Annotated in this window: 17 protein-coding genes; 10 read left to right on the forward strand and 7 right to left on the reverse strand. The window is 47.8% G+C overall.

Translation table 11 applies throughout. The features are described from left to right. Positions 1–1,383, forward strand: a complete 1,383-nt coding sequence (gene hemG, locus ACHZA1_RS02585) for a protoporphyrinogen oxidase (RefSeq protein ID WP_320053679.1) — start codon at positions 1–3, stop codon at positions 1,381–1,383. A 385-nt stretch (positions 1,384–1,768) separates the two neighbouring features. Here hemG and ACHZA1_RS02590 read toward each other — a convergent pair whose 3' ends face one another. The 4 genes from ACHZA1_RS02590 to ACHZA1_RS02605 all read right to left on the reverse strand — a co-directional run bounded on the left by ACHZA1_RS02590 (position 1,769) and on the right by ACHZA1_RS02605 (position 4,872). Further along, complete coding sequence (locus ACHZA1_RS02590; protein ID WP_320053680.1) at positions 1,769–2,293, reverse strand: hypothetical protein; 525 nt, start codon at positions 2,291–2,293, stop codon at positions 1,769–1,771. A 194-nt stretch (positions 2,294–2,487) separates the two neighbouring features. After that, complete coding sequence (locus ACHZA1_RS02595; RefSeq protein ID WP_320053681.1) at positions 2,488–3,675, reverse strand: class I SAM-dependent rRNA methyltransferase; 1,188 nt, start codon at positions 3,673–3,675, stop codon at positions 2,488–2,490. A 1-nt stretch (position 3,676) separates the two neighbouring features. Next, a complete protein-coding gene (locus ACHZA1_RS02600) occupies positions 3,677–4,267 on the reverse strand; it encodes a 3'-5' exonuclease (RefSeq protein WP_320053682.1) in 591 nt (196 codons plus the stop codon). A 2-nt stretch (positions 4,268–4,269) separates the two neighbouring features. Continuing rightward, complete coding sequence (locus ACHZA1_RS02605) at positions 4,270–4,872, reverse strand: DUF5063 domain-containing protein (RefSeq protein ID WP_320053683.1); 603 nt, start codon at positions 4,870–4,872, stop codon at positions 4,270–4,272. 195 nt (positions 4,873–5,067) lie between these two features. On the opposite strand from ACHZA1_RS02605, the gene ACHZA1_RS02610 reads away from it, so the two are divergent. From ACHZA1_RS02610 to ACHZA1_RS02625, 4 genes are all read left to right on the forward strand, one after another. Then, on the forward strand, positions 5,068–5,820 hold the full coding sequence (locus ACHZA1_RS02610) for a sulfite exporter TauE/SafE family protein (RefSeq protein ID WP_320053684.1): 753 nt from the start codon (positions 5,068–5,070) through the stop codon (positions 5,818–5,820). 3 nt (positions 5,821–5,823) lie between these two features. Next, entirely contained in the window at positions 5,824–6,810 is a 987-nt protein-coding gene (locus tag ACHZA1_RS02615) for a hypothetical protein (RefSeq protein ID WP_320053685.1), read from the forward strand. A 168-nt stretch (positions 6,811–6,978) separates the two neighbouring features. Continuing rightward, entirely contained in the window at positions 6,979–9,468 is a 2,490-nt protein-coding gene (locus ACHZA1_RS02620; protein ID WP_320053686.1) for an outer membrane beta-barrel family protein, read from the forward strand. Positions 9,469–9,679: 211 nt separating this feature from the next. After that, entirely contained in the window at positions 9,680–10,444 is a 765-nt protein-coding gene (locus tag ACHZA1_RS02625; RefSeq protein ID WP_320053687.1) for a glycerophosphodiester phosphodiesterase, read from the forward strand. A gap of 467 nt (positions 10,445–10,911) precedes the next feature. Here ACHZA1_RS02625 and yaaA read toward each other — a convergent pair whose 3' ends face one another. Then, complete coding sequence (yaaA, locus tag ACHZA1_RS02630) at positions 10,912–11,676, reverse strand: peroxide stress protein YaaA (RefSeq protein ID WP_320053688.1); 765 nt, start codon at positions 11,674–11,676, stop codon at positions 10,912–10,914. Between the two features lie 55 nt (positions 11,677–11,731). Next, entirely contained in the window at positions 11,732–12,748 is a 1,017-nt protein-coding gene (tsaD, locus tag ACHZA1_RS02635; RefSeq protein WP_320053689.1) for a tRNA (adenosine(37)-N6)-threonylcarbamoyltransferase complex transferase subunit TsaD, read from the reverse strand. 141 nt (positions 12,749–12,889) lie between these two features. On the opposite strand from tsaD, the gene ACHZA1_RS02640 reads away from it, so the two are divergent. The 3 genes from ACHZA1_RS02640 (at position 12,890) to pgeF (ending at position 19,243) form a co-directional block, all read left to right on the forward strand. Next, a complete protein-coding gene (locus ACHZA1_RS02640; protein ID WP_320053690.1) occupies positions 12,890–17,368 on the forward strand; it encodes a translocation/assembly module TamB domain-containing protein in 4,479 nt (1,492 codons plus the stop codon). A 219-nt stretch (positions 17,369–17,587) separates the two neighbouring features. Continuing rightward, positions 17,588–18,400 (forward strand): TonB family protein, encoded by an 813-nt coding sequence (locus ACHZA1_RS02645; RefSeq protein ID WP_320053691.1) that lies wholly within the window; start codon positions 17,588–17,590, stop codon positions 18,398–18,400. A gap of 39 nt (positions 18,401–18,439) precedes the next feature. Beyond that, positions 18,440–19,243 carry a peptidoglycan editing factor PgeF gene (pgeF, locus tag ACHZA1_RS02650; RefSeq protein WP_320053692.1) on the forward strand — a complete coding sequence of 268 codons (804 nt, stop codon included), beginning with the start codon at positions 18,440–18,442 and terminating at the stop codon, positions 19,241–19,243. 91 nt (positions 19,244–19,334) lie between these two features. Here the strand turns inward: pgeF and ACHZA1_RS02655 are convergent, their stop codons facing one another. Then, positions 19,335–20,456, reverse strand: a complete 1,122-nt coding sequence (locus tag ACHZA1_RS02655; RefSeq protein ID WP_320053693.1) for a pyridoxal phosphate-dependent aminotransferase — start codon at positions 20,454–20,456, stop codon at positions 19,335–19,337. Between the two features lie 1,167 nt (positions 20,457–21,623). Between ACHZA1_RS02655 and ACHZA1_RS02660 the strand changes: the two genes are divergently transcribed. Together ACHZA1_RS02660 and ACHZA1_RS02665 are read left to right on the forward strand one after the other, a co-directional pair. Beyond that, the gene (locus ACHZA1_RS02660) at positions 21,624–22,778 is read left to right on the forward strand and encodes a hypothetical protein (protein WP_320053694.1); all 1,155 of its coding nucleotides are present in this window, start codon (positions 21,624–21,626) and stop codon (positions 22,776–22,778) included. Between the two features lie 846 nt (positions 22,779–23,624). After that, positions 23,625–25,145, forward strand: coding sequence for a hypothetical protein (locus tag ACHZA1_RS02665; RefSeq protein ID WP_320053695.1), 1,521 nt, complete (start codon positions 23,625–23,627; stop codon positions 25,143–25,145). Positions 25,146–25,748 lie beyond the last annotated feature (603 nt).

Here is a 25,748-nt window from a genome sequence, read left to right on the forward strand (position 1 = left end):
ATGCAAAAAAATATCACCTCCGATGTAACCGTTATTGGCGCCGGACTTACCGGGCTTACCGCAGCCTTCTACCTGAAGAAAGCCGGCAAAAACGTTACCGTAGTAGAGCACAGCCACCGCGTTGGCGGCGTTATCCGCACCTTTAGTCACGATGGGTTTACCTACGAGGCGGGGCCCAATACGGGAGTTCTATCATCGCCCGAGCTAGTGCAGCTGTTCGACGATCTTGGCAGCAGCTGCACGCTCGAAACCGCCAACCCCAACGCCAAGCGCCGCCTGATATGGAAGAATGGTGCTTGGAATGCCCTTCCTTCGGGGCTTGGCTCGGCCATCGGCACGCCGCTATTCTCGGTTGGCGATAAGCTGCGCATTCTTGGCGAGCCCTTCCGCAAGCCAGGAAATAATCCTTACGAAACCCTCGACCAGCTGGTGCTCCGCCGCATGGGGCGCAGCTTCCTCGAGTACGCCATCGATCCGTTCATCTCCGGCATCTACGCGGGCGACCCTTCGCTGCTGGTGCCCAAGTTTGCGCTGCCTAAGCTCTACAACCTAGAGCAGAACTACGGCAGCTTCATCCGCGGAGCAATGAAGAAGGCCAAGGAGCCTAAAACCGAGTTGGAGAAGCGCGCTACGAAGAATGTCTTCTCGGTAAGCGGAGGCCTGCAAAGCCTCGTTGATGCGCTTGCCGATGCAGTAGGACGCGAAAACATCATCCTGAATGCCGAAAATACCCAGATAACCCCAACCGACAATCGCTACCAAGTATCGGCAACCGCTACAGATGGCGATGCCATTTGCATCGAATCGTCGAAGGTTGTATCAACCGTTGGGGCCTACGAGCTGCCATCGCTGCTTCCGTTCCTAGGTGCCGATGTGCTAGCGCCCATCACCAACCTCCGATACGCCAAGGTGGCGCAGGTGGTAGCCGGATTTAGGGAGTGGAACGGTATTCCGCTTAACGGTTTCGGGGGATTGATCCCCTCGAAGGAGAAGCGTCAGGTGCTGGGCATCCTCTTCCCCTCCTCCATCTTCCCCAACCGTGCGCCCGAAGACGGAGCGCTGCTGTCGATATTTGCCGGAGGCATCAAGAACGAGGCGGTGTACAACCTAAGCGACGACGAGCTGAAGCAGGTTGCCATGAGGGAGATATCCGAAACCATGCGCACCAACTCCAAGCCCGACATGCTGGAGGTGTTCCGCTACCCGCATGCCATTGCGCAGTACGAGCGGTCGTCGGAGGAGCGATTTGCCGCCATCGAGAAGCTACAGACCGCCTGCCATGGGCTTATCCTTGCAGGCAGCATCCGCGACGGCATCGGCATGGCCGATAGGGTTAAGCAGGGGGTAAACATCGCCAACGGAATTGGAACAGATAGGCTTTAGAGTTTAGAATTTAGACGCTACATTCTCGATCTGATTCAAACGAATACCCGATTTTGCCTCCCTGTTACTACTTCTTGGGCGTCGGTTACATGGTTTGACCCTCTGGTTACAGTTTTTTGGACATCGGTTACATAGTTTCACCGCCCGGTTACAGGTTTTACCCCTCCGGTTACAGTAACCGACCACAAAAATGTTGTAACCGACGGCTCAGTAGCTCCCGGGACGGGTATTTTATAGCTACCGGGCTCCTAAACTCAGCTACCGACACCCAAAACTTAGCTACATGGGGGTAAACCTTAGCTACCGATATTGAAAGCTGAGCTACCAAAGGGTAGAAACGAGAAAGGGGCAAGCCGAAACATGTCCCTGTATGGTTGGTCTAATATTAAAGGCTCAATCCTACGCTTACCCCAATTGGAGAAAACCAGATGCTTGTGTACCTAAAAGGTGCTATCGGAACACAGGAGAATACTCTAAAGTTTACTTTATTTGATTTTAGAGGTTGAAGTCTATACCCTATAATTGGATATAGCAAGTAATTATATTTGGTGTTTCCTCCTACAATAGTTCCTCCTAATCCCAATTCAAAATAGAATTTTTTCTTCCCCAAATTGGCTGTAATATGGTGAGTAAAGGTGATAAACTTATCTGGAGAATAATTGGAATTTCCCCATTCAGCAATATGAAGGTGGTAGTCTTCATTGTATCCAACACCAACTTTACCCGTTAAAAACATGGTTGAACTAAATGGAAAGATTCTTTCGTAGTTTATTGAAACAACCGATGCATCTCCCAAAAAGTTAGCGTATACACCACTTCTCGGTATTATGTTATTGGAGCCTGTTGTGTTCTGTGCTACTAAACTGATACTCGCAAAAAAACACAGCAGGAATAAGTATGTTTTTTTCATCAGAAAGCATTCAAGTTTGTACGTATTAAATTCGAATGAGAACGAACCTTTCGAAAATTACAATAATATTCTCAACAAATTATAGTATCACATAATCATAGCCGAAATAACTCCGTAATTGAATTATTACCAATAAACGAAAAAGGGGCAAGCCGAAGCATGCCCCAATATGGTCGATTACTTATTTTGATTTCTTACTCCACGTACAGCACCAGCCCCTTCAGGTATTCGCCCTCGGGGTGGTAGATGTTAATGGGGTGATCAGCTGGCTGCGTAAGCTGGTGCAGGATGCGCACGTTACGCCCGCTGATGGCGGCGGCGGTAAACACCGAGTTGCGGAAATGCTCCTTGGTAACCACCTGCGAGCAGCTGAAGGTAAAGAGGATTCCTCCCGCCTTAATCTTGTGGAAGGCAAGCGCGTTGAGCCTGCGGTATCCCAGCAGCGCCTTATTGAGCACCTTGTTGTGCTTGGCAAACGCTGGAGGATCGAGGATAATGAGGTCGTACTTACCATCGATGGTGCGGAGGTGCTCGAAGGCATCCTCGGCGTAGGAGGTATGGTTGTGGTTGGTCCCAAAGTTGAGCGCCACGTTGCGATCCACCATGTCCATCGCCTTCTTCGAGCTGTCAACCGAATCGACGCTGTTGGCGCCACCGGCAAGGGCGTATAGCGAGAATCCTCCGGTGTAGCAGAACATGTTGAGCACGTCGCGCCCCTTGGAGTACTTGCCCACCAGCTCGCGGTTGTCGCGCTGATCGAGGAAGAATCCGGTCTTCTGCCCCTCCTCCCAGCTAACGTTGAACTTGATGCCGTTTTCGAGCACAGGCGTATCGATGGCCGATCCGAAGATGTACTCATCCTTGGCGTTGAGCCCAGCCTTAAAGGGAAGCGTTCCCTCGCTCTTATCGTAGATCGCCTTGATGCGGCTGCCGTAAACCTGCCTGATACCCTCGGCGATGTAATCGCGCGAGAGGTACATGCCCACCGAATGCGACTGCACCACGGCAGTTTCGCCGTATATGTCAACAATCACACCGGGGAGGTTGTCGCCCTCGCCGTGGATCAGGCGGTAGCAGCTGGTAGTGCTGCTACTGGTCAATCCTATGGCAGCGCGAGCCTCAAATGCGCGACGAATCCTAGCATTCCAAAACTCCTGGTTGATATTAACAGGATCGAACGAAAGGATACGAACGGCGATAGAGCCAATCTGGTAATGCCCCAGCGCGATGAACTCGTTGCTGGCGGTGTACACCTCAACCACGTCGCCCTCCTTAGGGTCGCCGATGATATGACGTATGGCACCTGAGAAAATCCAAGGGTGGAAGCGCAAAAGGGATTCCTCCTTTTTGGGCTTCAAAAAAACCTGTGCGGTTACTTCCATCTTATAAAGAGATACCTTTAATGTCTTCTATGAGCTTGAGGTAGATTTCGCGGCTCACCCAAGCATCGGTGGCGCCGTACAGCTGCTGGGCGTGGGTGAGCACGGGGCCTTCCCAGTTGGAGAGCTGTTGCGACTTAGAAATTCTAAAGTTTAGGACGATGGCCGACATCTTCTTAAGGCTCTTCGCCTCGATGCCGTAGGCGTCCATCATTTTTTGGATGTCGACAAACCCGTTTGGGATAAAAGGGGTAAGCTTTTGCAGAGCCGTGATATCGTCGCGGATGGCAGCGCCAACCTTCTTGATATCGGCGCGCTGAAGGATGCTAGCCACCTCTACGGGTAGCCCAATCATATTTAGTCTGAAAAGATAGCAGTGGGCGTGGTCGGAGAGCTGAAGTAGAGCAACCTTGTTGCGCTGCCCCTTCTTAAAGTTGGGGCGGGTTTCGGTGTCGCAACCCAGCAGCTTGACATTTGCCAAGTAGGTTACGGCATCAGCAACCTTATCGGGGCTGTCCACAACATGTATTGCTCCCTCGAATGCTCGGATGGGTAGCTCGTTTAACTCCTCTTTGCTTATGGATGCAGAGTACATACTTAGTCGATATTTCGGTGGCTATCCTGAAAGCGATTGAAGAAGCCTCCCTTTGGTGCTTGAGCCTCCTCATCGTTTTCCGTTTCTGTTCCGAAGTAGATGGCGCGGTGAATTGCCTTAAGCGCAATAACCGACTTATACCCCCAGTATTCGGTAAAACTATTCTTTAACTCGTAAAGCGCATCGTTAATGCACTCCTCGTTGCCAAAGCGGTAAAGTTCCAAGAAATCCTTCAGATCTTGGTAGATATCAGCAAGCGTTTCGCTAATCGAAAGCTGCTCGCCCCCCTCGGTATCGAAAAGTTTTTCGGTGTACACCTCGTAGAAATCGTCCCTATCGCCAAGAAGTTCGGCAACATTATTTCGAATGTAAGTCCAGTCGGTTTCCGAAACAAATTTCTCCACCTCCTCATCAAAAAGCTGCTCGACATCGGGCAGTAGGCAACCTTTTAAGTAGATCAGAGGAAGCAACTTTTGCGCATGAATGAGAAATTCGTACTGCTCGTACTCGCCTGCTCGTTCCAAAAATGCAGTATACTCCTTGGCTAGGGTAACAACCTCTACCACATTCTTAGAGTATATCAAAGCATTCTGTTGTTCGCTCATTTATTTCTATTTTAATACGCAAAGATAGTAATTGCGATAATTCCTGAAACTTTTCGTTAAAGCAGGAACGGTTCTTCTAGCTATATTTGTGGGATATCTGAAAAGTTATTAGGAAGGATTTTGAAGTTAACGATGACCCAACCACTGAGCCGTTCTAATATCTAGCATATAAAATCTAATGTCTACCATCTAAACATGGACATCATAAATTACCTCATCATAGCATTCGTAGGCGTTCTGTGCGGCTTTATCAACATACTGGCGGGTAGTGGCTCGCTAATATCGCTTCCCATTCTGATGGGATTTGGGCTATCGCCACACATAGCCAACGCCACCAACCGCATTGGCATCCTTCTCCAGAACTTGGTAGGTTCGGCTAGCTTTGCCAAGCAGAAAGTGCTTCCGGTTAGGGAGGGACTTGTTCTGGCCATCCCTGCCAGCATCGGCTCTATTGTTGGCGCCTACATGGCGGTAGATGCCCACGAGGATGTTATCCGCTGGATGATTCTTTCCCTCTATGCGGTGATGTTTTTTCTGGTGTTCTACGGCCCCGACAAGTGGCTACGCCCCAAGAGCGACCAACCACTGAGGCTTCGTCCTCGCGACATTATCATCTTTACGGCTATTGGCTTTTACGGTGGGTTTATTCAGGCGGGCTTAGGCTACTTCCTTCTGGCTGGGCTTGTGCTCAGTATCGGCAACGACTTGATTACGGCCAACGCCCTAAAGGTATTCCTAGCCTTTATGCTTACCATTTTTGCCCTTGCCATATTCTTCTACAACGGGCAGGTGAACCTCCCCTACGGCATTAGCCTAGGCATCGGCAACATGATTGGCGGCTGGTTTGGGGCAAAGTATGCAATTAAGTGGGGAGCTAAGGTTATCCGCTACTTTCTTTTGGGGATGCTGATCTTTTCGGTCGTTTACATGATAATCTTCCAGATGTAGCCTATGGCACGGCGATGCATAGTACTGCTGATGGTAATCTTTTGCTGCGCCTCCTCGAAGGCACAAAAGGACTCCATACGCATCGCCTTCTACAACTGCGAAAACTTCTACGACTCGTTCCGCGACTCCACCATCAATGATGCAGACTATACCCCAGACGGCCCTCGCCGCTGGAACTACTCGCGGTTCCTTGCCAAGCGGAATGGCATCTTTAAGGTGTTTGCCTCGATGAGTTCCCCCACCCCGCCCGAGATCATCGGCCTTTGCGAGGTTGAAAACCGATTTGTGCTCAACAAGCTCTGCTACGAAACGCCACTCTCGAAGTTCGAGTATGCTGTGGTGCACCAAAACTCGTCGGATGCCCGCGGAATAGACGTTGCCCTCATCTACCAGAGGAATCGGCTAAGGCTGCTCGACTACCGCTACTTCAACCCGAATGCTATAGATACGAGCCTGCGCACCCGCAGCATCCTTTACGCCCGCTTTAAGTGGGGCGAGTTCGACACGCTGCACGTTTTCGTCAACCACCTCCCCAGCAAGCTGGGAGGCGAGCGCTCCAACAAGTCGCGCATGCTAGTTGCCCGCCTGCTAAAGTCGAAGGTTGATTCTATTCTTGCGAAGAACCAGTCGGCAAGCATCGTCGTTACCGGAGACTTTAACGACCTACCCCAAAGCGATGCGCTGAATACTCTTAACGACAGCCTGCTTGTAAACCTTGCCGCACCATTAGCAACGGAAGACCGTGGCTCCATAAAGTTCGACGGCACATGGGAGCTCATCGACCAATTCATCGTTTCGAGAGGCTTGATAAATGGCGACACCCCTGTTATGCTAAAGGGCGGACAGACCATCTACTCCAGCCCCTTTATGCTCGAAGACGACAAGGAAAATGGAGGCACAAAACCCCGCCGTACCTATAACGGCTACCGCTACAACGGCGGCTATTCCGACCATCTACCCGTCTTTATAGAGCTGATTCGCGCTTTATAGTCCACTTTTTTTTCAATTTCCGCACAGCATTTAGCGTACTCGTACCCAGCGGGGTTGGGTGTTTATGCCCCATTCAATTACGCTCAAGGTGCCCAAATAACGATAGAAAGGGTGTAACGATCTTGAGATTTCTGCGTCATACCGCCAAAACATAAACATCAATACAAAATGAAACCTATCTATTCTGTTAAAGCTATTCTGCTCTTGATCCTGATTGCAGCAGCAGGGACTCTACCTGCCGAGCCCATAAGCAAGGGAAGCATTTCGGGAAGGGTGATCGACAAGCTAAGCAAACAGCCTATTCCATTCGCCGCCGTAAGCTTAGCCATACTCCCCGACACCACCATCAAAAAATCGGTGATAACCGATATAAACGGAGCCTACACCTTCAACCAGGTAAACGATGGCCGCTATGTGGTATCGGCCCGCATGGTAGGCTACGAGCCAAAGCACTCTAGGCCCATTGCATGCAAGCAAAGCTCCGTAAAGATGGAGGACCTCACGCTCGAAAACAACGCCGTGCTACAAGCGGTGACAGTAAGCACCAAACGCCCCGAAATAGAGCAAAAAGCCGACCGCACCGTGCTAAATGTGGAGAATAGCACTACCGCATCCGGCGAAAATGCCTACGAGGTGCTCCGCAAAGCTCCCGGAATAAACATCGACAAGGATGACAAGATATCGCTAAAGGGAAAGGATGGGGTAATGGTTACCATTAACGACAAGCCCACCTACCTCTCGGGACAGGAGCTGGCCAACTACCTCAAAACTCTTCAGGGAACCGAAATCGAAAAGGTGGAGCTGATCTCCTCCCCCCCTGCCCGCTACGAGGCTGCCGGTAATACTGGTATCATCAACATCAAGCTGAAAAGGAACAACAAGATTGGGGTGAACGGAACTGCCAACGCGGGCCTAACCATCACCAACAAGGTTGGCGGAAATGGTGGTGTATCCTTAAACATGCGCAAGGGGAAAATAAACACCTTCGGATCGCTGAATGGAAGAAGGTTCTGCTACAAGAACACCCTATTCCTGGATAGAAAGACAAATAACGACATCTCCCAGCTCATTCAAAATGGCAAAGGAAAGGGAACCAACGACACCTACAACTTTCTAGCAGGGGTCGACTACGAGATGAACAAGCGCCACACCTTTGGGGTGATGGCAAGAGGATCGAAGTACTATGAGGATTTTGAGATGAACACCCGCACCAACCTGATCGTAAAAGACGGCAGCCTCGCCCAATACCTAAAAAGCTCCGCCGTTGACGATAACAACAACAGCAACCTTACGCTTAACGCAAACTACCGAATGACCATCGACACCGTTGGCAGCTCGCTGAATGTGGATGTCGACTACGTGGAGTACAAGAATCGATCGAACCAGCACAACGACACCTACTACTTTAAGCCCAACGGCGAAACATTCGCCCCAACCCTGCTCCTGAAGAACCAAACCCCTTCCGACATCTTCATTAAGTCGTTTAAAACAGACTACACCCACCCGTTCGCGAAGGGGGTGATGCTTGAAACCGGGGTTAAGGGCAGCACCGTAAGCAGCGACAACGACCTAAAGTACTACAAGTACAACCACACCACCAGCACCTGGGAGGTAGACAACGAGCGATCGAACCACTTTAAGTACGACGAGAGCATCCTTGCCGGATACGCCTCGCTCTCGTACGACAAGAACAGTTGGAGCATTAAGGGGGGCCTACGCGCCGAGCAAACCTGGAGCAAGGGGAACTCGATCAGCATAAATAAGGTTACCAAGCGCGACTACCTAGACATCTTCCCCACCCTTTTCATCCAAAGAACCATCAACGAAAACAACTCCGTAAACATTAGCTACAACCGACGCATCGACAGGCCCTGCTACAGCAACCTCAATCCGTTTGCCTTCCGAGTTGACGAGTACACCTACCAGGAGGGCAACCCCTACCTGAAGCCCCAGTACACCGACAACATCGAGTTGAGCCATGCCTGGAGGAACAAGGTGTTTACCAGCGTTGGGTACTCGCATACCAAGGACGTGCAGAACGAGGTGCTCGAAGAGGTGGCCAACCCCAACAACCCACAGGCTATAAAGCCCACCAGGATCTACAAGCGCAACCTCGACGAACTGAACAGCGTTACCCTCAACGTTAGCGCCAACCTCAACCCCATCTCATGGTTCCGCACCAACAACAACATCACGGCGATGTACAACGACTACAACTGCAACAGCAAGGAAACGGGTAACATCAATACATCGAACAACGGCAAGGAATCGGGCAACATCAAGGTCATGTACATGATCTACTCCAGCAACAGTTTCATCCTGCCCAAGCAGTACATCTTCGAGGTGATGGGAACCTACAGCAGCGCCATGTCCTACGGCCTTATCGACATAAAACCCCGATATGCCGTAAACATCGGCCTGCAAAAGAAGTTCCTTAGCGACAAGCTAACCGCCAAGCTCTCCGTCGACGACCTCTTCAAAACCACCAGCAGCAGGGCAACTGCCCGGTACAACGGCATGGACCTCTACACCAGAAACACCTGGAGCAGCCAGCGATTCAACATTTCGCTCACCTACCGCTTTGGCAGCAGCGATGTAAAGGCAGCCCGCCAGCGCAGCACCAGCTCGGAGGAGGAGCAGAACAGAACCGGCAAGTAGGAAACGGTTACTATATTATTTGCTAAACCCAAGGGTGTCCCGTTCGCGAGGCACCCTTGCTTTTTTCGCTGGCAGCCGATAAATCAGCCCGAAATGGAGAACCACCCTGCGCCCATTTACGCTACATTTGCGGGCACCCCCTACGGGTGATCATCAAAAAAATACGGGCATCGCCCAGACTTTACGTACAACCCTCTAGCACCATTTTACCATGAACCGTTTTTTTGCACTACTCCTCATGACTACCATTTCGAACTTCGCCCTCGCGCAGGGCTACATCGCCCACCGCGGAGCCTCACACCTGGCCCCCGAGAACACCGTAGCGGCCGCCAAGCTGGCCTGGGAGCAAAACGCCGACGCCGTAGAGCTCGACATCTACCTCACCAAGGACAACCGCATAATGGTGATGCACGACAAGAACACCAAGCGCACCACCGGAAAGAGCATGGTAATCTCCGAATCCTGCTCCGACAGCCTGCGGATGCTCGATGCCGGATCGTTTAAGGATGCAAAGTACGCAGGCGAACGAATCCCCTTTCTGGAGGAGATGATTGCCGCCACCCCCGAAGGGAAGCAGCTGGTAATTGAGCTGAAATGCGGCACCGAGGTTCTCCCCGCTCTTAAAGATGTGGTGGCAAAGAGCGGAAAGCAGTCCCAGTGCCTGTTTATCGCCTTCGACTGGAATACCATTGTCGACACCAAGAAGCAGCTCCCCCACAACGCCTGCTACTGGCTAAGCAGCAAGAAGGAGGGGCTTTCGGAAAAGATGAAAGCCGCAAAAGCCGCCGGCCTCGACGGGCTAGACCTAGGCTACAAGGCCATCGACGAGCAGGTGATGCAGCAGGCAAAGGAGCTCGGGCTCGACATTCTGGCCTGGACGGTTGACGACCCCGCCGAGGCCAAGCGCCTAACCAGCCTTGGGGTTAAGGGCATCACCACCAACCGCCCTGGATGGCTAAAGGAGAACGCTAAGTAGGCACCCGCCTGCTGTCGCAATGGCCCGCTGGCCCATTCACGGCCAGCGGCATACGCAACCGCTACACAGATAGCGCAGGACATCCCCCCGGAGGGGTGTTGCTGCCGCTGCAAAGAATTGGCCCGACCCCGGGCCAGCTCTTCACTATACCACATCCTCTCGGCCCGACCCCGGGCAAGCACTACTACACCCTGAATCATCCCGGCCCGACCCCGGGCAAGTAGCAAACCGCAATGGGAGGAGTCGGCCCGACCTCGGGCAAGTACCAAACAGGCATGAACACCATCGGCCCGACCACGGGCAAGCAGCAAACAGCAACGGGGAGAGTCGGTCCGACCCCGGGCCAACTCTATCCGAAGGCAAGTAGCGCCTGCACGATGGCCGGCATCATATAAACGGGAAAAGATAGGGCTGGAGCACCGAGATGCAGCTACGACAGCCCCCTGCGGAGAACAGAATCGGCGCCCCTACCGCACAAACACCCAGCGGTCGCCCACCGACAGGTCGGGGTTAAAGGCGTAACGGCCGTAGTCGAAGGTCTTGATGTCCTCCACATCGTCAACGGCCTGCTCGGCCATAAAGCGCACCATCATTCCACGGGCGCGCTTGGCCATCAGGGCCACCACGCGGGGCCTGTCGCCCTTGTACTCCATAAAAACGGGGGTAACGATGCGCGCCTTAAGGGCTGATGGGATAACCGACCGGAAGTACTCCTCTGAGGCCAGGTTGACGAGCGTTGCATCGGCCTCAGCAGCCAGCTCGTCGTTGAGCGCATCGGTAATTTGGGTGCCCCAAAAGTGGTAGAGGTTCCTGGCGCCATCAACGGAGAGCTTGCTGCCCATCTCCAGGCGGTAGGGCTGGATGATATCCAACGGACGCAGCACGCCGTACAGGCCCGAAAGGATGCGGAGGTGCTGGCCCAGGTAGCCCACCTGAGCATCGCTCAGCGAACGGACATCGAGCCCATCGTACACGTCGCCATCGAAGGCGTACACCGCCTGACGGGCATTCTCGATTGTGAAAGGTTGATGCCACTGCTGGAAGCGCTCGAAGTTGAGCTCGGCCAGTTTGCTGCTGATGGCCATCAGCGAGCCAATTTCGGCAGGATGCAGCTGGCGCAGCGCGTCAACGAGCCGCTGCGAGCGATCGAGGAAGCGAGGCATGGTATATTCTGCCACCGGAACGGGCTTCCGGTAGTCGAGCGATTTGGCTGGCGAGATGATGATCTTCATGGCACGAGTAGATTAAAGACACAAGACGCAAGATTTAAGACTTTCGTCCTACTCCCTACTTAATTCGCGTAACCGGAGCCACATCCAGCGAGGTGCGCTCGCCGTTCAGGTACCTAAAGTATCCGGTGATGCCAATCATGGCGGCGTTATCGGTGGTGTAGCCAAACTCTGGTATAAACACCTTCCACCTGCGCTTCTTCCCCTCCTCGACGAGCGTGCTGCGCAAGCCCGAGTTGGCCGAAACGCCCCCAGCAACGGCAATCTCTCGGATGCCGGTTTGCTTAGCAGCCTTAACGAGTTTATCCATGAGCACCGCGATGATGGTATGCTGGATGGAGGCGCACAGGTCGGCCTTGTTCTCCTCAATAAAGTTGGGATTCTCGGCAACCCTGTCCCTCAGAAAGTACAGGAACGATGTCTTCAGCCCGCTAAAGCTGTAGTTAAGCTCCGAAATCTGCGGTTTGGCAAACTTAAAGGCCTTAGGGTCGCCCTCGGCAGCTAGCTTATCGATGAAGGGACCTCCAGGATAGGGCAGCCCCATCACCTTAGCGCACTTATCGAAGGCCTCGCCGGCGGCATCGTCGAGCGTTTGCCCGATGATCTCCATCTCCAGCGGGCTGCGCACAATCACAATCTGCGAGTGGCCACCCGACACCAGCAGGCATAGGAACGGAAACTGTGGATGGTTGGGCTCCTCGCCCGGCTTTTGGATGAAGTGCGCCAGGATGTGCCCCTGAAGGTGGTTAACCTCCACCAGCGGAACGTTCAGCGATATCGATAGCCCCTTGGCAAACGACGTCCCCACCAGCAGCGACCCCAGCAGCCCAGGACCGTTGGTAAAGGCAATCGCATCAACCTCGCCAACCTCAACGTTGGCCACCTCTAGCGCCCGATGCACAACCGGAATGATGTTTTGCTGATGCGCGCGCGAGGCCAGCTCCGGGATCACCCCGCCGTACTTTTGGTGGACATCCTGGTTGGCGATTATGTTGGAGAGCAGCACCTGATCGCGAATTACCGCAGCCGAAGTGTCGTCGCACGAAGATTCTATTGCCAAAATTGTAATTGCCATAGCGTAAAGCTGTGTATAAAAATTTATTTGTGCTAGTTTTGTGACTGTATGACAAAAAAGGCACTTCTAAAAAAAGTTTTCAAAATATTCTCCATAACGGTACTGATATTAATATCGATACCGCTATTTCTTTTTTTAGCATTGAAGAGCCCAAAAGTACAAACTTTCGTCGTACATGAGATCACCAATATCCTTTCCGAGAAGTTTAACGCCAAAATTAGCATCGAATCTGTCGACTACGCCTTCTTCAACAAGCTTAGGTTGAACAAGGTTTACGTGGAAGATCAGCATGGCGACACGCTGCTCTATTCCGGAAGAATTTACGCATCGCTGCGAGGGTACAACCTCGGCAAAAGGTTTATATCGATAGGAACCACCGAGCTCGACAACGGCAAGTTCTACCTTAAGCAGGATTCGACGGGCGTTCTCAACCTCAAGTTCATCCTCGATGCCCTTGCCAGCAAGGACACCACTAAGAAAAAGGCGTACAGCTTTAAGGTCCGCAACTTTAAGCTGGTCGATTTCGCGTTCAAATACCACAAGTGGAAGCCCCAGGTTAAGCCCTACGGCATGAACTACACCGACCTCGACATCCGCCACATCTACGTCGATCTTAGGAATATTCGCATTGTAGGCTCGAAGATTACGGCAAAGATGGAGAACTTGAGCGCCTACGAGAAGTGCGGATTTTTGCTGCGCCACCTCGGTGCCGATGTCGACTTTTCGCCCAAGGAGATAAAGCTATCCAACGCCACCATCAACACCCCAAACAGCCTCGTAAAGGCATCGTACATCATATTTCGGTTTAACGGCTTCGCCGACTGGAAGGACTACGTGCATAAGGTGAAGATGGACGCGCTTTTCAACAACGCCTTCGTCGACTTTAAGACGATATCCTACTTTGCCCCCACCCTGAGCAAGTGGAACTTCAAGGGAATCCTTGATGGACGAGTAAGAGGTCCCGTATGCAACCTCCGCAGCAGCTACCTAGAGTTTAAGACAGGTGATAGCACGAAGCTATCGCTAAACTTCTCGATTGTAGGACTACCCAAAGCCGAGGAAACCGTTTGGAGAGGTAACGTACACGAGCTAACCTCCAATGGAAGGGAGTTGGGACAAACCATAAAAACCTTTGTTGGCACCCACGGCGAAAGCGTGGCAGGTATCATGGCTAAGCTGGGGAAACTAAAATTAAACGCCTACTTCAGCGGAAAATTCTCAGCATTCAACTCGTCAGCACAGGTATTTTCATCCATTGGCAATATAGTAGCCTCGCTAGATACAAAGGCGAGCAACGGGCACACCAACGCCTACGCCTTAAACGTCAGCACAAGCAACCTCAACCTAGGTCGTATTATCGATTCGAAAGAGGTTGGTGCCGTTACAGGAACACTCAAATCATCAGGCGCAACAGAAGGAAGGCTGATAAAGAACTCCTCCACGGAAGCCAACTTCAACAGCGTCTACATTCACGGTTACGACTACAAGGACATCGCCCTAACCCTAAACCGCGAAGGCAAGCTCTACGACTACCTAGTTCGGGTAAATAGCCGCGATGCCGACTTCACCTGCGCGGGGAGCTACAACTTCAGTAGCCTTCCAAGTAGAACGATGGCCTCGTTCAAGGTAAACCATGTAAACCTGCACCGATTAAACTTTACATCAAGCGATACGATCACCTCAATAAAAGGTCTGTTTAATGTTGATTTTACCGGAACCAGCATTGATAATATAAACGGATCGGCAACCCTACACAACGCCACCTTCTCCACGCATAGCAAAAGTGTGCTCGTTGGAATGGCTAACGTCTACCTCAAAAATAGCAGCACCGAAAGGGAATTGAGGATTGAATCCGATCTGGCAGATGGGGTAATTAAGGGCAACTCCTCGCTTCGAAATCTTGGTTTGGCAGTAAACCACTTCACAAAGCTATACTTCCCTGCAATTGCCAAAGCAGAAATACCACAACTACCGACGACAGCAAAAGGAGGTTCAACTACAGGAGAAAAAGCTCCTGCGGCAATCCAACTAGGAACGCAGCAGCAATACTTTGTAAATGTCAAGGTGAAGAAAGTAAACGATGTTCTCGGACTCTTTATTCCAAGGCTAAAAGTTGAGAAATCATCAACGCTGCTGGGCTCAATCAACACCAGCAACAACACCTTCGACATTAAGCTAATATCACCGCTTCTGCAGCTGGGGTCAAGCCAGTTTAGCAAAGTAAACCTACAAGCCGTTGGAACACCCGGAAACATGCGGACGTCGCTAACCTGCGGTAAGTACCAGATAAAATCGCTTGCCTTAAGCAACATCAACCTCGATGCAATGGGTGCCGCAAACAGAATTAACACAACGGTATCTTTCAACAATAACACCAAAGAGAACCATAACGAAGGCGAAGTGAAGTTCATAACCACCTTCGAGAAAAAGACGCATTCGCCAAAGCCTCACATCGAAGTAAACTTCCTAAAGTCGCTCCTAACGGTTAACAATACCCCATGGAAGATAGGACAAGCACTGGTTAGCATCGATAGCACCACCATTGGGATTGAAGATTTCAAGATAATCAACCAGCAACAGAAGATTGCCGTTGCAGGTAAGATCTCAAAAAATCGAGACGATCAGCTCCACTTCATCATTAACAACTTCGACATCCAAAATTTCAAGTCCTTCTTCCAAAAGTCAGGATACGATATTAGAGGTGCTCTAAACGGTATTGCTACGCTAAAGAATATCTACGAAAGCCCAATGCTCTTCAGCAACGTCAAATTCGACGATGCCTACATCAATGGTCAATCGGTAGGTAGTCCCGAATTAGTAAGCTCGTGGGACGAAGTAAGCCGCAAGGTCAGCGTTCTCTCCACAAATACTATCGACGACAAAGAGGTGTACAGGCTATCTGGCACCATATCTCCCGAAACAAAGGATCTTGAGTTGGATGTCAAGGTAAACCAGCTACGCCCCTTCCTGCTCGAGCCCTTCACCAAAGGAATCGTATCAAATATGAAGGGCAACATCAGCGGCGATCTCCGCATTACTGGAACAACTGATACACCTATAATAAATGGCATAGCCTACCTCAATAGTATTCAAGCCAAAGTTGACTTCCTAAATACGACCTATAACATCACTGCTCCTATTGTCATAACCCCAACAGAGCTCAGCATTAAGAACGATACGCTTACCGACGCATTAGGCAACCTTGCTTTCGTAAATGCCTCAGTAACCCATAAAAACCTCAAGAACTTCAAGTTCAACATCAACATTCAACCCAAAAACTTGCTTGCACTTAATACTACCGCTAAGCAAAACAAGGTGTTTTATGGAACCGCATACGCTTCGGGTTTAGTTCAAATACTAGGTAATCTACACGACCTAGAGATGCGTATCAACGCCGTAACAGAAAAGAATTCGAAAGTATATATACCCCTAAATAATCGAACACAAATCCAGGATCAAAGCTTTATCACCTTTATAAGCCAGAAGGAAAAGAATGATAATAATGCAGAATCTGCATCAGACACTCCAAGTATGAAGCAGGAGAAAAAGCCCAAGTCGAACCTAAAGATATACCTTGAACTTCAGGTAACCCCCGATGCCGAAGCACAAATTCTTCTAGATCCAGGCTCTGGAAATATCTTAAAGGCCCAAGGAACCTCCAACTTGAGCATGGAGGTTAATCCATCATCCAACATTTTCCAAATTCGAGGCAACTACACCATTCAAAAGGGGAACTTCCGCTTTTCACTACTAAATCTCACCTCAAAAGATTTCTCTATTGATGCTGGAAGTACTATAACCTGGACTGGAAATCCATCAAACGCAACCATAAATGTAACCGCACGCCATAAGGTTAGAACCTCTCTTGGTCCAATACTCGTTGGCTTAGACCAAAACAACACACAACGCTACAACGTCGATTGCAAGCTCATGCTCGATGGAATGCTTTTAAACCCCACCATAAAGTTGGGGGTTGAACTTCCTGATGCCGAAGCATCAACCCAAACACTAGTACAAGCCGCTCTTAACACAGAGAGCCAAATGCAAAAGCAGTTTGTCAGCCTGCTCTGGTTCGGTCAATTCTTCCCCGAACAAACAACAGCAAGCAACGAAAATCCAATAGGAACCTACGCCAGCAAGGGCATGGCAACCGACCTCCTTTTCAACCAGCTGGCAAACCTTGTTTCGCAAATATCCAACTCGTTAAACTTTGGCATAAAATACACCCCTTCAACAGCAACCACTACACAAGAATACGAGTTTTCAGGGTCTTATAAGTTCAAAGACTGGCTCACCGTAAACGGTACAATCGACGTAGCCGACAACACAAAATCAACAGGACGAGGCGTTGCTGGCGACTACGATGCAGAGGTTCGCCTTGATAAAAAGGATAGGGTTAAGTTTAAAATGTTTTCCCGCCAAAAGCAAGACTACCTATTAAACAGCACCACACAAAGTAGACAGGGAGTTGGCATATTCTTTCAAAACCAGTTCAACTCATTTGGAGATCTTTTCAGAAAAAAGAAAAAGAATAGTGCGCCAACACCTCCAAAACCAGCCTTACTCCCAGAAACTAAGTCGAAAAATGACTCTACGAAAACACAAAAAGGAGGAAAATAGTATAATAATAAGTAGTGCCACAAACAGATCCTCAACACTTAAGAACATTCTCTTACATTAAACCTTTGACGAGAATAAACAATTTACTATTTTCGACAGGGCAAATACCCAAATAAATAGTTGTGATTTTAAGCAACTTGACAGGTAAGGGTGAGAAAAGATGAACATTAAGCAGACAACAGCAACAAGTTTATTTGAGCAACAAGCCTAGAATAATATATGGTTAGCACCGATACATCAAAAAGGGTAGGAATTATAGGGACATTGTTTTTTCACACAGCATTTGTGCTTACACTGCTGCTGATCAGCCTTAAACCTCAACAACCTCTCCCAGCCGAAGAGGCTATCCTTATCAACTTTGGCGACAGCGATGTTGGCAGTGGTTCTGTAGAACCATCAGCCGCAGACAACATTGCACAGGCAGCGCCAAACCAGCAAATGGTTCAGGAAGAGAGTCCGATGACTCAGGACATAGAAGATGCTCCTAGCCTACCCACAAAAAGCATTGCTAAGAAGAAGCCCCACATAACCCTTCCATCTGCTAAAATTGTAGCACAAAATACACCGGAAACGACACCCACAACTCCTGTTGAAAAGCCCCGCGAAGTAAACAAGCGCGCTCTTTTCCCTGGTAGAAGCAATTCCGGTTTACCTTCACACGGTGAAGGAGATGGTGGCGGTATTGGAAATCAAGGAGACCCTAACGGCTCACCCGATAGCAAAAGTAGAATTGGTGGTAGCACAGGCAGCAGTCGAGGACACTCCTTTAGCCTCAGCGGAAGACGCATTGTAGGTGGCTTCCCTAATCCTGCCTATAACGTACAAGCATCAGGAAAGGTTATTGTTGCTATAACCGTTAATCAGAACGGAAATGTAACTAAGGCGACCTACTCCCCTAAAGGCTCTACAACGTCCGATTCAAGGCTAATTTCGGCGGCTATTGCAGCAGCACAACGAGCTCGCTTCAATGTCGACCAGGATGCACCATCCATACAAACTGGGAATATCACGTACATTTTCAACCTTCAATAATTTAAGAGCGGGAATTTCTCGCTCTTTTCGTTTCCCCTCATGATCAAGCTAACTAAGGCACCACTTACCTACACATTTAACCTTTTTGCCAATAGAACAGATGTTAGAACATTTGTAACAACCCGTATTGGGGGTGAGGGTTCGGAACATTTGGCAACATGCAACATTGGGCTTTCCGAATTCGAACCAGCAGCAATAACCATAAGCAACCGACAAAAGATTTGCGCTGCACTAAACCTCGATTTCGAAAAGATGACCTTCCAAAATCAAGTACATAGCGATACAATCACAATTATAACCAGCAGCAATGCAGGTGCAGGAAATCGCGTAAAGGACCAATCAATACCCAACTCCGACGCCTTAATTACCGAGACTAAAGAAATCACCCTTTTTGCACAGGCGGCAGACTGTGTACCTATCGTTTTATTCGACACAGAAAGAAAGGTAGCAGCAGCAATTCATGCAGGCTGGAGAGGTACTGTGAAAAAAATAGCCCAACAGACTGCCGAAAAGATGATCGCTGAATTCGGATGTAACGCGGAGAATATACTAGCCGGAATAGGCCCATCTATTGGTCATTGTTGCTACGAGATAGGAGACGATGTTGTTGATGCAGTATCCTCGAACTTCCCAAATTCTACAAATCTACTAATACCCTATAATAACAGGTACCACCTCGATCTTTGGAAAACGAACGAGGTGCAACTTGAAGAAGTAGGAATCCCTCCTAGAAATATAGAGATTGCCCGATTATGTACCAAATGCAACCCCAACCTCTTTTTCTCATCGAGATACAACAACGGTAAAACAGGCCGATTTGGAATAGGAATAACAATACTATAGCAAATAATGACTAAACAACTCAGCTGATTTCTAACAAAAATCCCCACAAACCTTTGCTTGTGGGGATAAGAATAAATATTTCAAAAAACCATTACTTCGATGCAACTAACCCTTCTAATGGTTCAAAGAATCTTTTCAACTTCTCGTGAGGAACTGATACGCATACGCGAGCATACTTATCAGCACTTTCCATCTCCTTCGCAAAAAAGCGTAAAGAAACGCTTGCAATATGGTGCTCCATTAGCACATCATAGTTCAAGTTCAGAATGGTAAAAATACCAACAGGAGTCGACTCTTGGTAAAACTCCTCTGCCAAGAACCCTTTTTCACGTAGGTATGCAATATTCTTGGTGATACCCTCAACTGTTTTTTGCTTGAAATCGGCAACAGCCTTTTTCCCCTCTTCGGTAGTAAGAAGTCGTAAAACTAGCTGCTGAGCAAAGCCGTTAATTCCATTTGTAGCAAAGAGTAATCGTAGCAAAATTTCCTTATTGAACAACGGATTATTACAATGGATAAACCCTAGACGCATACCGCTAAGACCAACCGACTTGCTGAAACTTTCGGTAATAATCACATTTTCGAGAGGAAGAAGACGTTCGTAGAAGTTGTCATCGGCACCTTTAAAGATACGACGGTATGGGCAGTCACAAAAAACTACCACATCGTTATCGTTTAGGAATTTAATTAGTTCGAACAACTTTTCGTCGTCGTACTTGTCGCCAACAGGGTTGCTTGGATCGCAGATTAGCACGGCATTACCACGGAGCTCATCTATCATCCCCTTTAGCGACGATAGCGAGTGGTACAGGCCAGGCGTCTTCCCTCGCATCTGCATAATCATAAAGTACGACTCCCAAATAATTTCTGGAACGTATACTTTATCAACCTTTACTGTTTGGAAGGCCATATCAATTGCAGCCATCCCGCCTCCCGTAACCGAAATCTGGGCAGGATTGGTTTTACCTCCAAAGAATTCCTTATTTATCGCATCCTTAAGCGCAGGGAAACCTGTTGTTGGTGGATAAATCTGAATTTCGGGAGAATTGAAATCGATCGATTTGACTACCTCGCTCAAATCAATGTTTACTACAGCATTGATTCCTCTGTTCAAGGCAAGGTATTCTTGGCCTGTCTCCTGAGTTAAGCGACGAACTAAATCGCCAATTTCAACAATAGCACATTGCTCGGTGCCACTTACAATTACTTCCATAGTATATAAATTTAAACACGCTTCGTTCCTCGGATGCAAGGTAGAAAAATAAGGAAACGATCCACCACCCCCTATTTTCGAAGGGGGGATAGTTAAATAATAGCGTCTAGCCCAATAGCCATTACCGTATTCAACGATAATAAAAATATCAGCTATAGTTTAAAACACGCCGACCTCAGTTGCCATTAAATTCAAAAGCAAACCAAAAACAAAAACTTCCGAACTGTTTAGATTTATTTAACCGTTTTAACCGAGCACACCTGCTTTTATGGCTTAGTTCAGCGTATTAAAGCGATCTGTACGATTTTCTAATGCTCATTGCATGTTCTATGAGCACCCCAGAAGAGAGCAACAAGATGATTACCTAAAAAATTAACCCCATTCCTTATAAACTCTTCAAATTACTAAGCTGCTTTTCAGACAAAAGCTCATCATATCCCACACGCGAACACCATGAACACCAACACACTTATTCTACAAACTACGCAATTCTGTTATTTGTAAAACACGACCATCTCTATTATTGTGTAAATTCACATAAATAATACTGAATTATACTCCAACAAAACCAAAAATATTCGCATCGTTTTAACCTATAAATATTAAACAAATTACAATTCACTATTTCAAATAATATAATTACATTTTACTTAACCATTAACACGACAATAACAAAACACAAACTAAAATTATCTACTACTTAACTAACCATTAACATTTGCAAGAGTAATTAGTATTTTCAACACCTCAATAACAGTATTATCTAAACAAACAAAACAATGCATTTGCTAAATAACACAACAAGCATATCACCTAATAATAATTCATTAAAATTTCAAATAAAGCAAGTACACAAGTACACATAAAAGCCTTTTCACATAGGAAATCCCCATCAATCATCATTAGCAATACAACCAGAATATTAAATAATTTATTAATTAATTTAACTGGAATTTAATAAAACAAGTGAATATCTATTTAATAATATTTTATTTCTCTCATAAAAAGCACAACAAATATTATTTAATCAGAAATATAAAATCGCCATTTACCGATTAACAAGACGCTAACAATTAATATGGAAATACCTAATTGATTCGAGCTTCAGCGGCGGAATAACTTTGTCCTGTCAGTAGAAATTTATTGTCGAACCAAAAATTTTGTATTATGAAAAAGTTCGGAATTATTGTAGTGTTTGCAATGCTTGCAATCGGCGTGAGTGCGCAGGAATTTAATCATCCACAACCAACCCCAGCAAAGGGTAATGAAGCCAACCTTAATCAACAAGGATGGAAGCAATGGGGGTTTATCTACCAGTTTGGAGATGCCAATAAAGCTACCATAAATCAAGGTATGATAGCAGCTCCAACAGGAGAAGGTGTAATGAACCATCAAACTGGCAGCTACGGCAACACCGCTTTTATTACGCAAATTGGGTTCAACAACGAAGGTACCATCAACCAATCAGGACATGGCAACCTAGCAACCTTATGGCAGCTTAACTGGGGCTGGTATCATGGTGGCCCATATGCTGACATTGTAAACAGCCATCAAGGCCCAAAACCCGGAGCCATTGGTACTATTACCCAAACAGGGAGCCACAACATTGCATCAGTTCTTCAACTAAGTGGTAGCGTATTAAACATTGTCCAAGGGGGCGAGCATAACTTTATTGGCGGCTCTATGGGCTTTGTTAACTGCTGCTATCCACTATCGCAGTACAGCTACGCACAAAGCTGCTGTCCTAACTTTATGTTTACGCCTTTAATTATTGGCGAAAACCAGAAATGGGATGCTGCTAGCATCACCCAAACAGGCGAAGGAGAATTCTTCTTTGGTGTTGGCGTACTAAAAGGCACAAGAACCATCATCCAAGGTAATGATGGAACTTGGAACAACAAGACCTTTGACAAGCACCACCACGCCCAACTCGACTACAACGCAATTTGGCTTGAACAAGCTGGCGGTAATGCAATGCTATCGCAAAATGGCAGAAAGAACCGGATTATCCTAGATATAGACGTGCTACATGGAGATCCAAATGGGCCAACCGTAAAAATTGAACAAAACGGCTACAAGAACTATGTTGCCAAATTCAATGGACCATGCGATGATTGCGGCACTGGAGCTGCTGAGTTTAACGGAAAACTATTAGATGTTAAACAAACTGGAGACCACAACAGGCTAAGCATTGAAAGCGATGGATGGAACAACACCATTATTGCTACCCAAAACGGATCGAACAACTTTGGTATGATTGTTCAAAAAGGCATTGGCTACCAACATATGTTTACGGGCTACTGCGCAGGTTGCCAACAATAACTTTACAATCCGAAACAATGACGTTAGGATAATGCATTAATCTAATTTCATGTGCTGACAGCCCCGGATGAACCGTACATCCGGGGTTTTCTTTGTGCCATAGCTAGCTGCGCTAGGCGCTACCCACCTCGGTAGATATCCTGCATGCAGCTGCCTCTACAGCACCCATCAAACGCACAACTGATAGACGACCATTTTTTGTTACAAAAACCACCATAATTAATGCTTAAACAAATCACCAATTAACAATTTAAAGCATCGATTTGCGCTGCACTTAAAACAACCAATAAATTACAATTCACATTAGGAAATATTTCTCATACAAATGTTACCATTAACTCTTTAACATCGCTCTTAATATATACGATTTAATCGAGCATTTAACTTGCGTTCAAATACCATTACATCAATTATCCAACTTACGTTACAACAACCGATCAAAAACAGCCCACATCCATCTTATACGCTAATTTATGCAGGTTCTGAAAAACGATGCTTAAATTTACACAAACTTCAGCCCAAAAGAGGCATCAAATGGAGCAACTCCATGCATAAGCATAGGGTTTAGCCCAGCTAAACATCCACCCTGAATGTTGGGCAACACTAAAAATGCACTCCGCATTAACCAACGTTTATCGAATTTGATTATCGTTAATTAAACAAATGCTCATTCCTCGCTCATGTTACACAAATAATGCTATTTAATTAGAACAGCAAGCCAATTTAAAAACATCAATTAAATTTCAATTAAAGAATATGGAAATACCTAATTGTGGTGCGCCTTGACGGCAGCATACATTTGCTCCTGTCAGTAAATTTTTATTGTCGAACCAAAAATTTAAGATCATGAAAAAGACAACTGGCCTACTGTTAGGACTAATGTTGATTGGAGCTGCAGCATTTGCGCAAAACAACACTGCAAATCTTAACCAAATCAACAACTACTATGGCTTTGGCTTTATCACCCAAATAGGGCAAGATAATATGGCCAACGTTAACCAGTACAATGGTTTGTTCTTAAAAGGCTTTATCAACCAGTTAGGCAAGCACAACGTTGCAACAACTAACCAAAAGTTCTCGTTGTTTAGCAAAGCCGAAATCGACCAAGTAGGATGGGGCAACAACGCCACAATCAACCAAACCATGGATGGCTGGTGGTTCTTCCCAATGCCATCGGATGCTAAAATTGTTCAGAAGGGTATGAGGCTTAATGCTACCATCGACCAAACAAAATCGTTAGCTGATGACGCCGATATTATGCAGTACGGCAGGAACAATATCGCCACCATCTCTCAAACAGAAGATGTGGCTGACAATGCCCTAATCACCCAGTTCGGCAGGCATAACATGGCAACCATCTCTCAAACCCTTGGAGGCCTAAGCACTGCGGTAATTATGCAAGTACCCAACAGCAAGGATAACGTTGCTACCATCACCCAAATTGGCAACATGTATGTACTTGGCAATATTGTACAGCAAGGCAAGAACAATACGGCAACCATAGGCCAAACTGGTTCAGTCTATAGCACCGCTAACATATTACAAGCCAACCACAGGAACGTTGCTACCATCGACCAAACTAGGGCTGCACTATCCAATGCCGATATCAACCAAACAGGTGGCCACAATACCGGTACCATCACCCAAACCATGACTTTTGCAAGTGCTGCTGCTATCACTCAGCCTGGCTACTTCAACAATGCTACCATTAGCCAAACCAACACGGTTCTTTCTACGGCTAGCATCACCCAACCTGGTTGGTTCAACTCTGCCTTTATATTCCAAAACAGCACCGATGTTCATGCCAATATCCTTCAAGCAGGGCTGTTCAACACCGCAAGCATCAAGCAACACGGCAAGCACCTGTTCGCAACCATTGATCAGCTTGGATGGCTTAATACAGCAACCATTGATCAAAACGGGAAGAACCACATGGCATTCATCTTCCAGGTTGGGATTCTCAACAATGCATCTATCACCCAAACCGGCGGCAAGTGGATGGCACCAAACGTAGCTAAGATCGAGCAGTACGGATTCTTTGGGGTGGCTACCATCAACCAAAACGGCTGGGGCAACCAAGCATCGATTACCCATCCATCCATGTCATGGAAAGCAACGGGCACCATCACCCAAATGGGCCATATGAACGAGGCCAACTTAGTCCAAATGTCTAATAGCACTGCAGACATCAACCAAGTTGGAAGCCACAACCTAGTTACTCCTGCAGTTATATGGTTCGGAAACAAGCTGGATGTTGACCAAATTGGCCACTTCAACAAGCTAACCGTGATGGGTACATCGGTTAACAGCACTATGAATGTTAAGCAAGTAGGAAATTGGAACGTAGGAATCATCGTACAGCACTAACGGCGCTCTTTGGCGGTAGCCGTACGGAAATACTACAGCCAAAAACATTGCTTCAAGTGTGACACGACACTAGTATTAACACCCCCGGATGAGTCCCTGTACCATCCGGGGGTTTTCGTGTATATTCCCGCAGGTGCAACGCCTACAACGCACACGCTGATAATGCAAAAAATAATTTAGGCAGCAATGTAAAGCGGCCATACGCCGTCCGCTTACGCGAAATGTAGCGACAGCACTAGAGTGCGCTTCCTTTCTGCTTAGAAGCACGCACTAGCACTTTACAGGAAAACACCTTTGCCCACAAGCAGGCACCCGCAGCCCTCCGACAAGCAGCCTTTCGCCGAAAACGGCCCCAAATAAGCTACGCGAGCATGCCTTCCTTCAGAAAAAAACTCGAATATTTTACGCGAAGGCCTTCGCCGCTAGAAACGCCCCCAAATAACTTACACGGGCATGTCTTTCACGAAAAAAAGCCCCAAATAATTTACACGGACATGTTTTCTCCCCAAAAGAGGCTCAAATAATTTACGCGAAAGCCTTCGCCGTTAGAAATGCCCTCAAATAGCTTACACGGGCATGTTTTTCACGAAAAAAAGCCCCAAA

Source organism: uncultured Acetobacteroides sp., assembly GCF_963667355.2.
In the GTDB taxonomy this organism is placed as follows: Bacteria; Bacteroidota; Bacteroidia; order Bacteroidales; family ZOR0009; genus Acetobacteroides.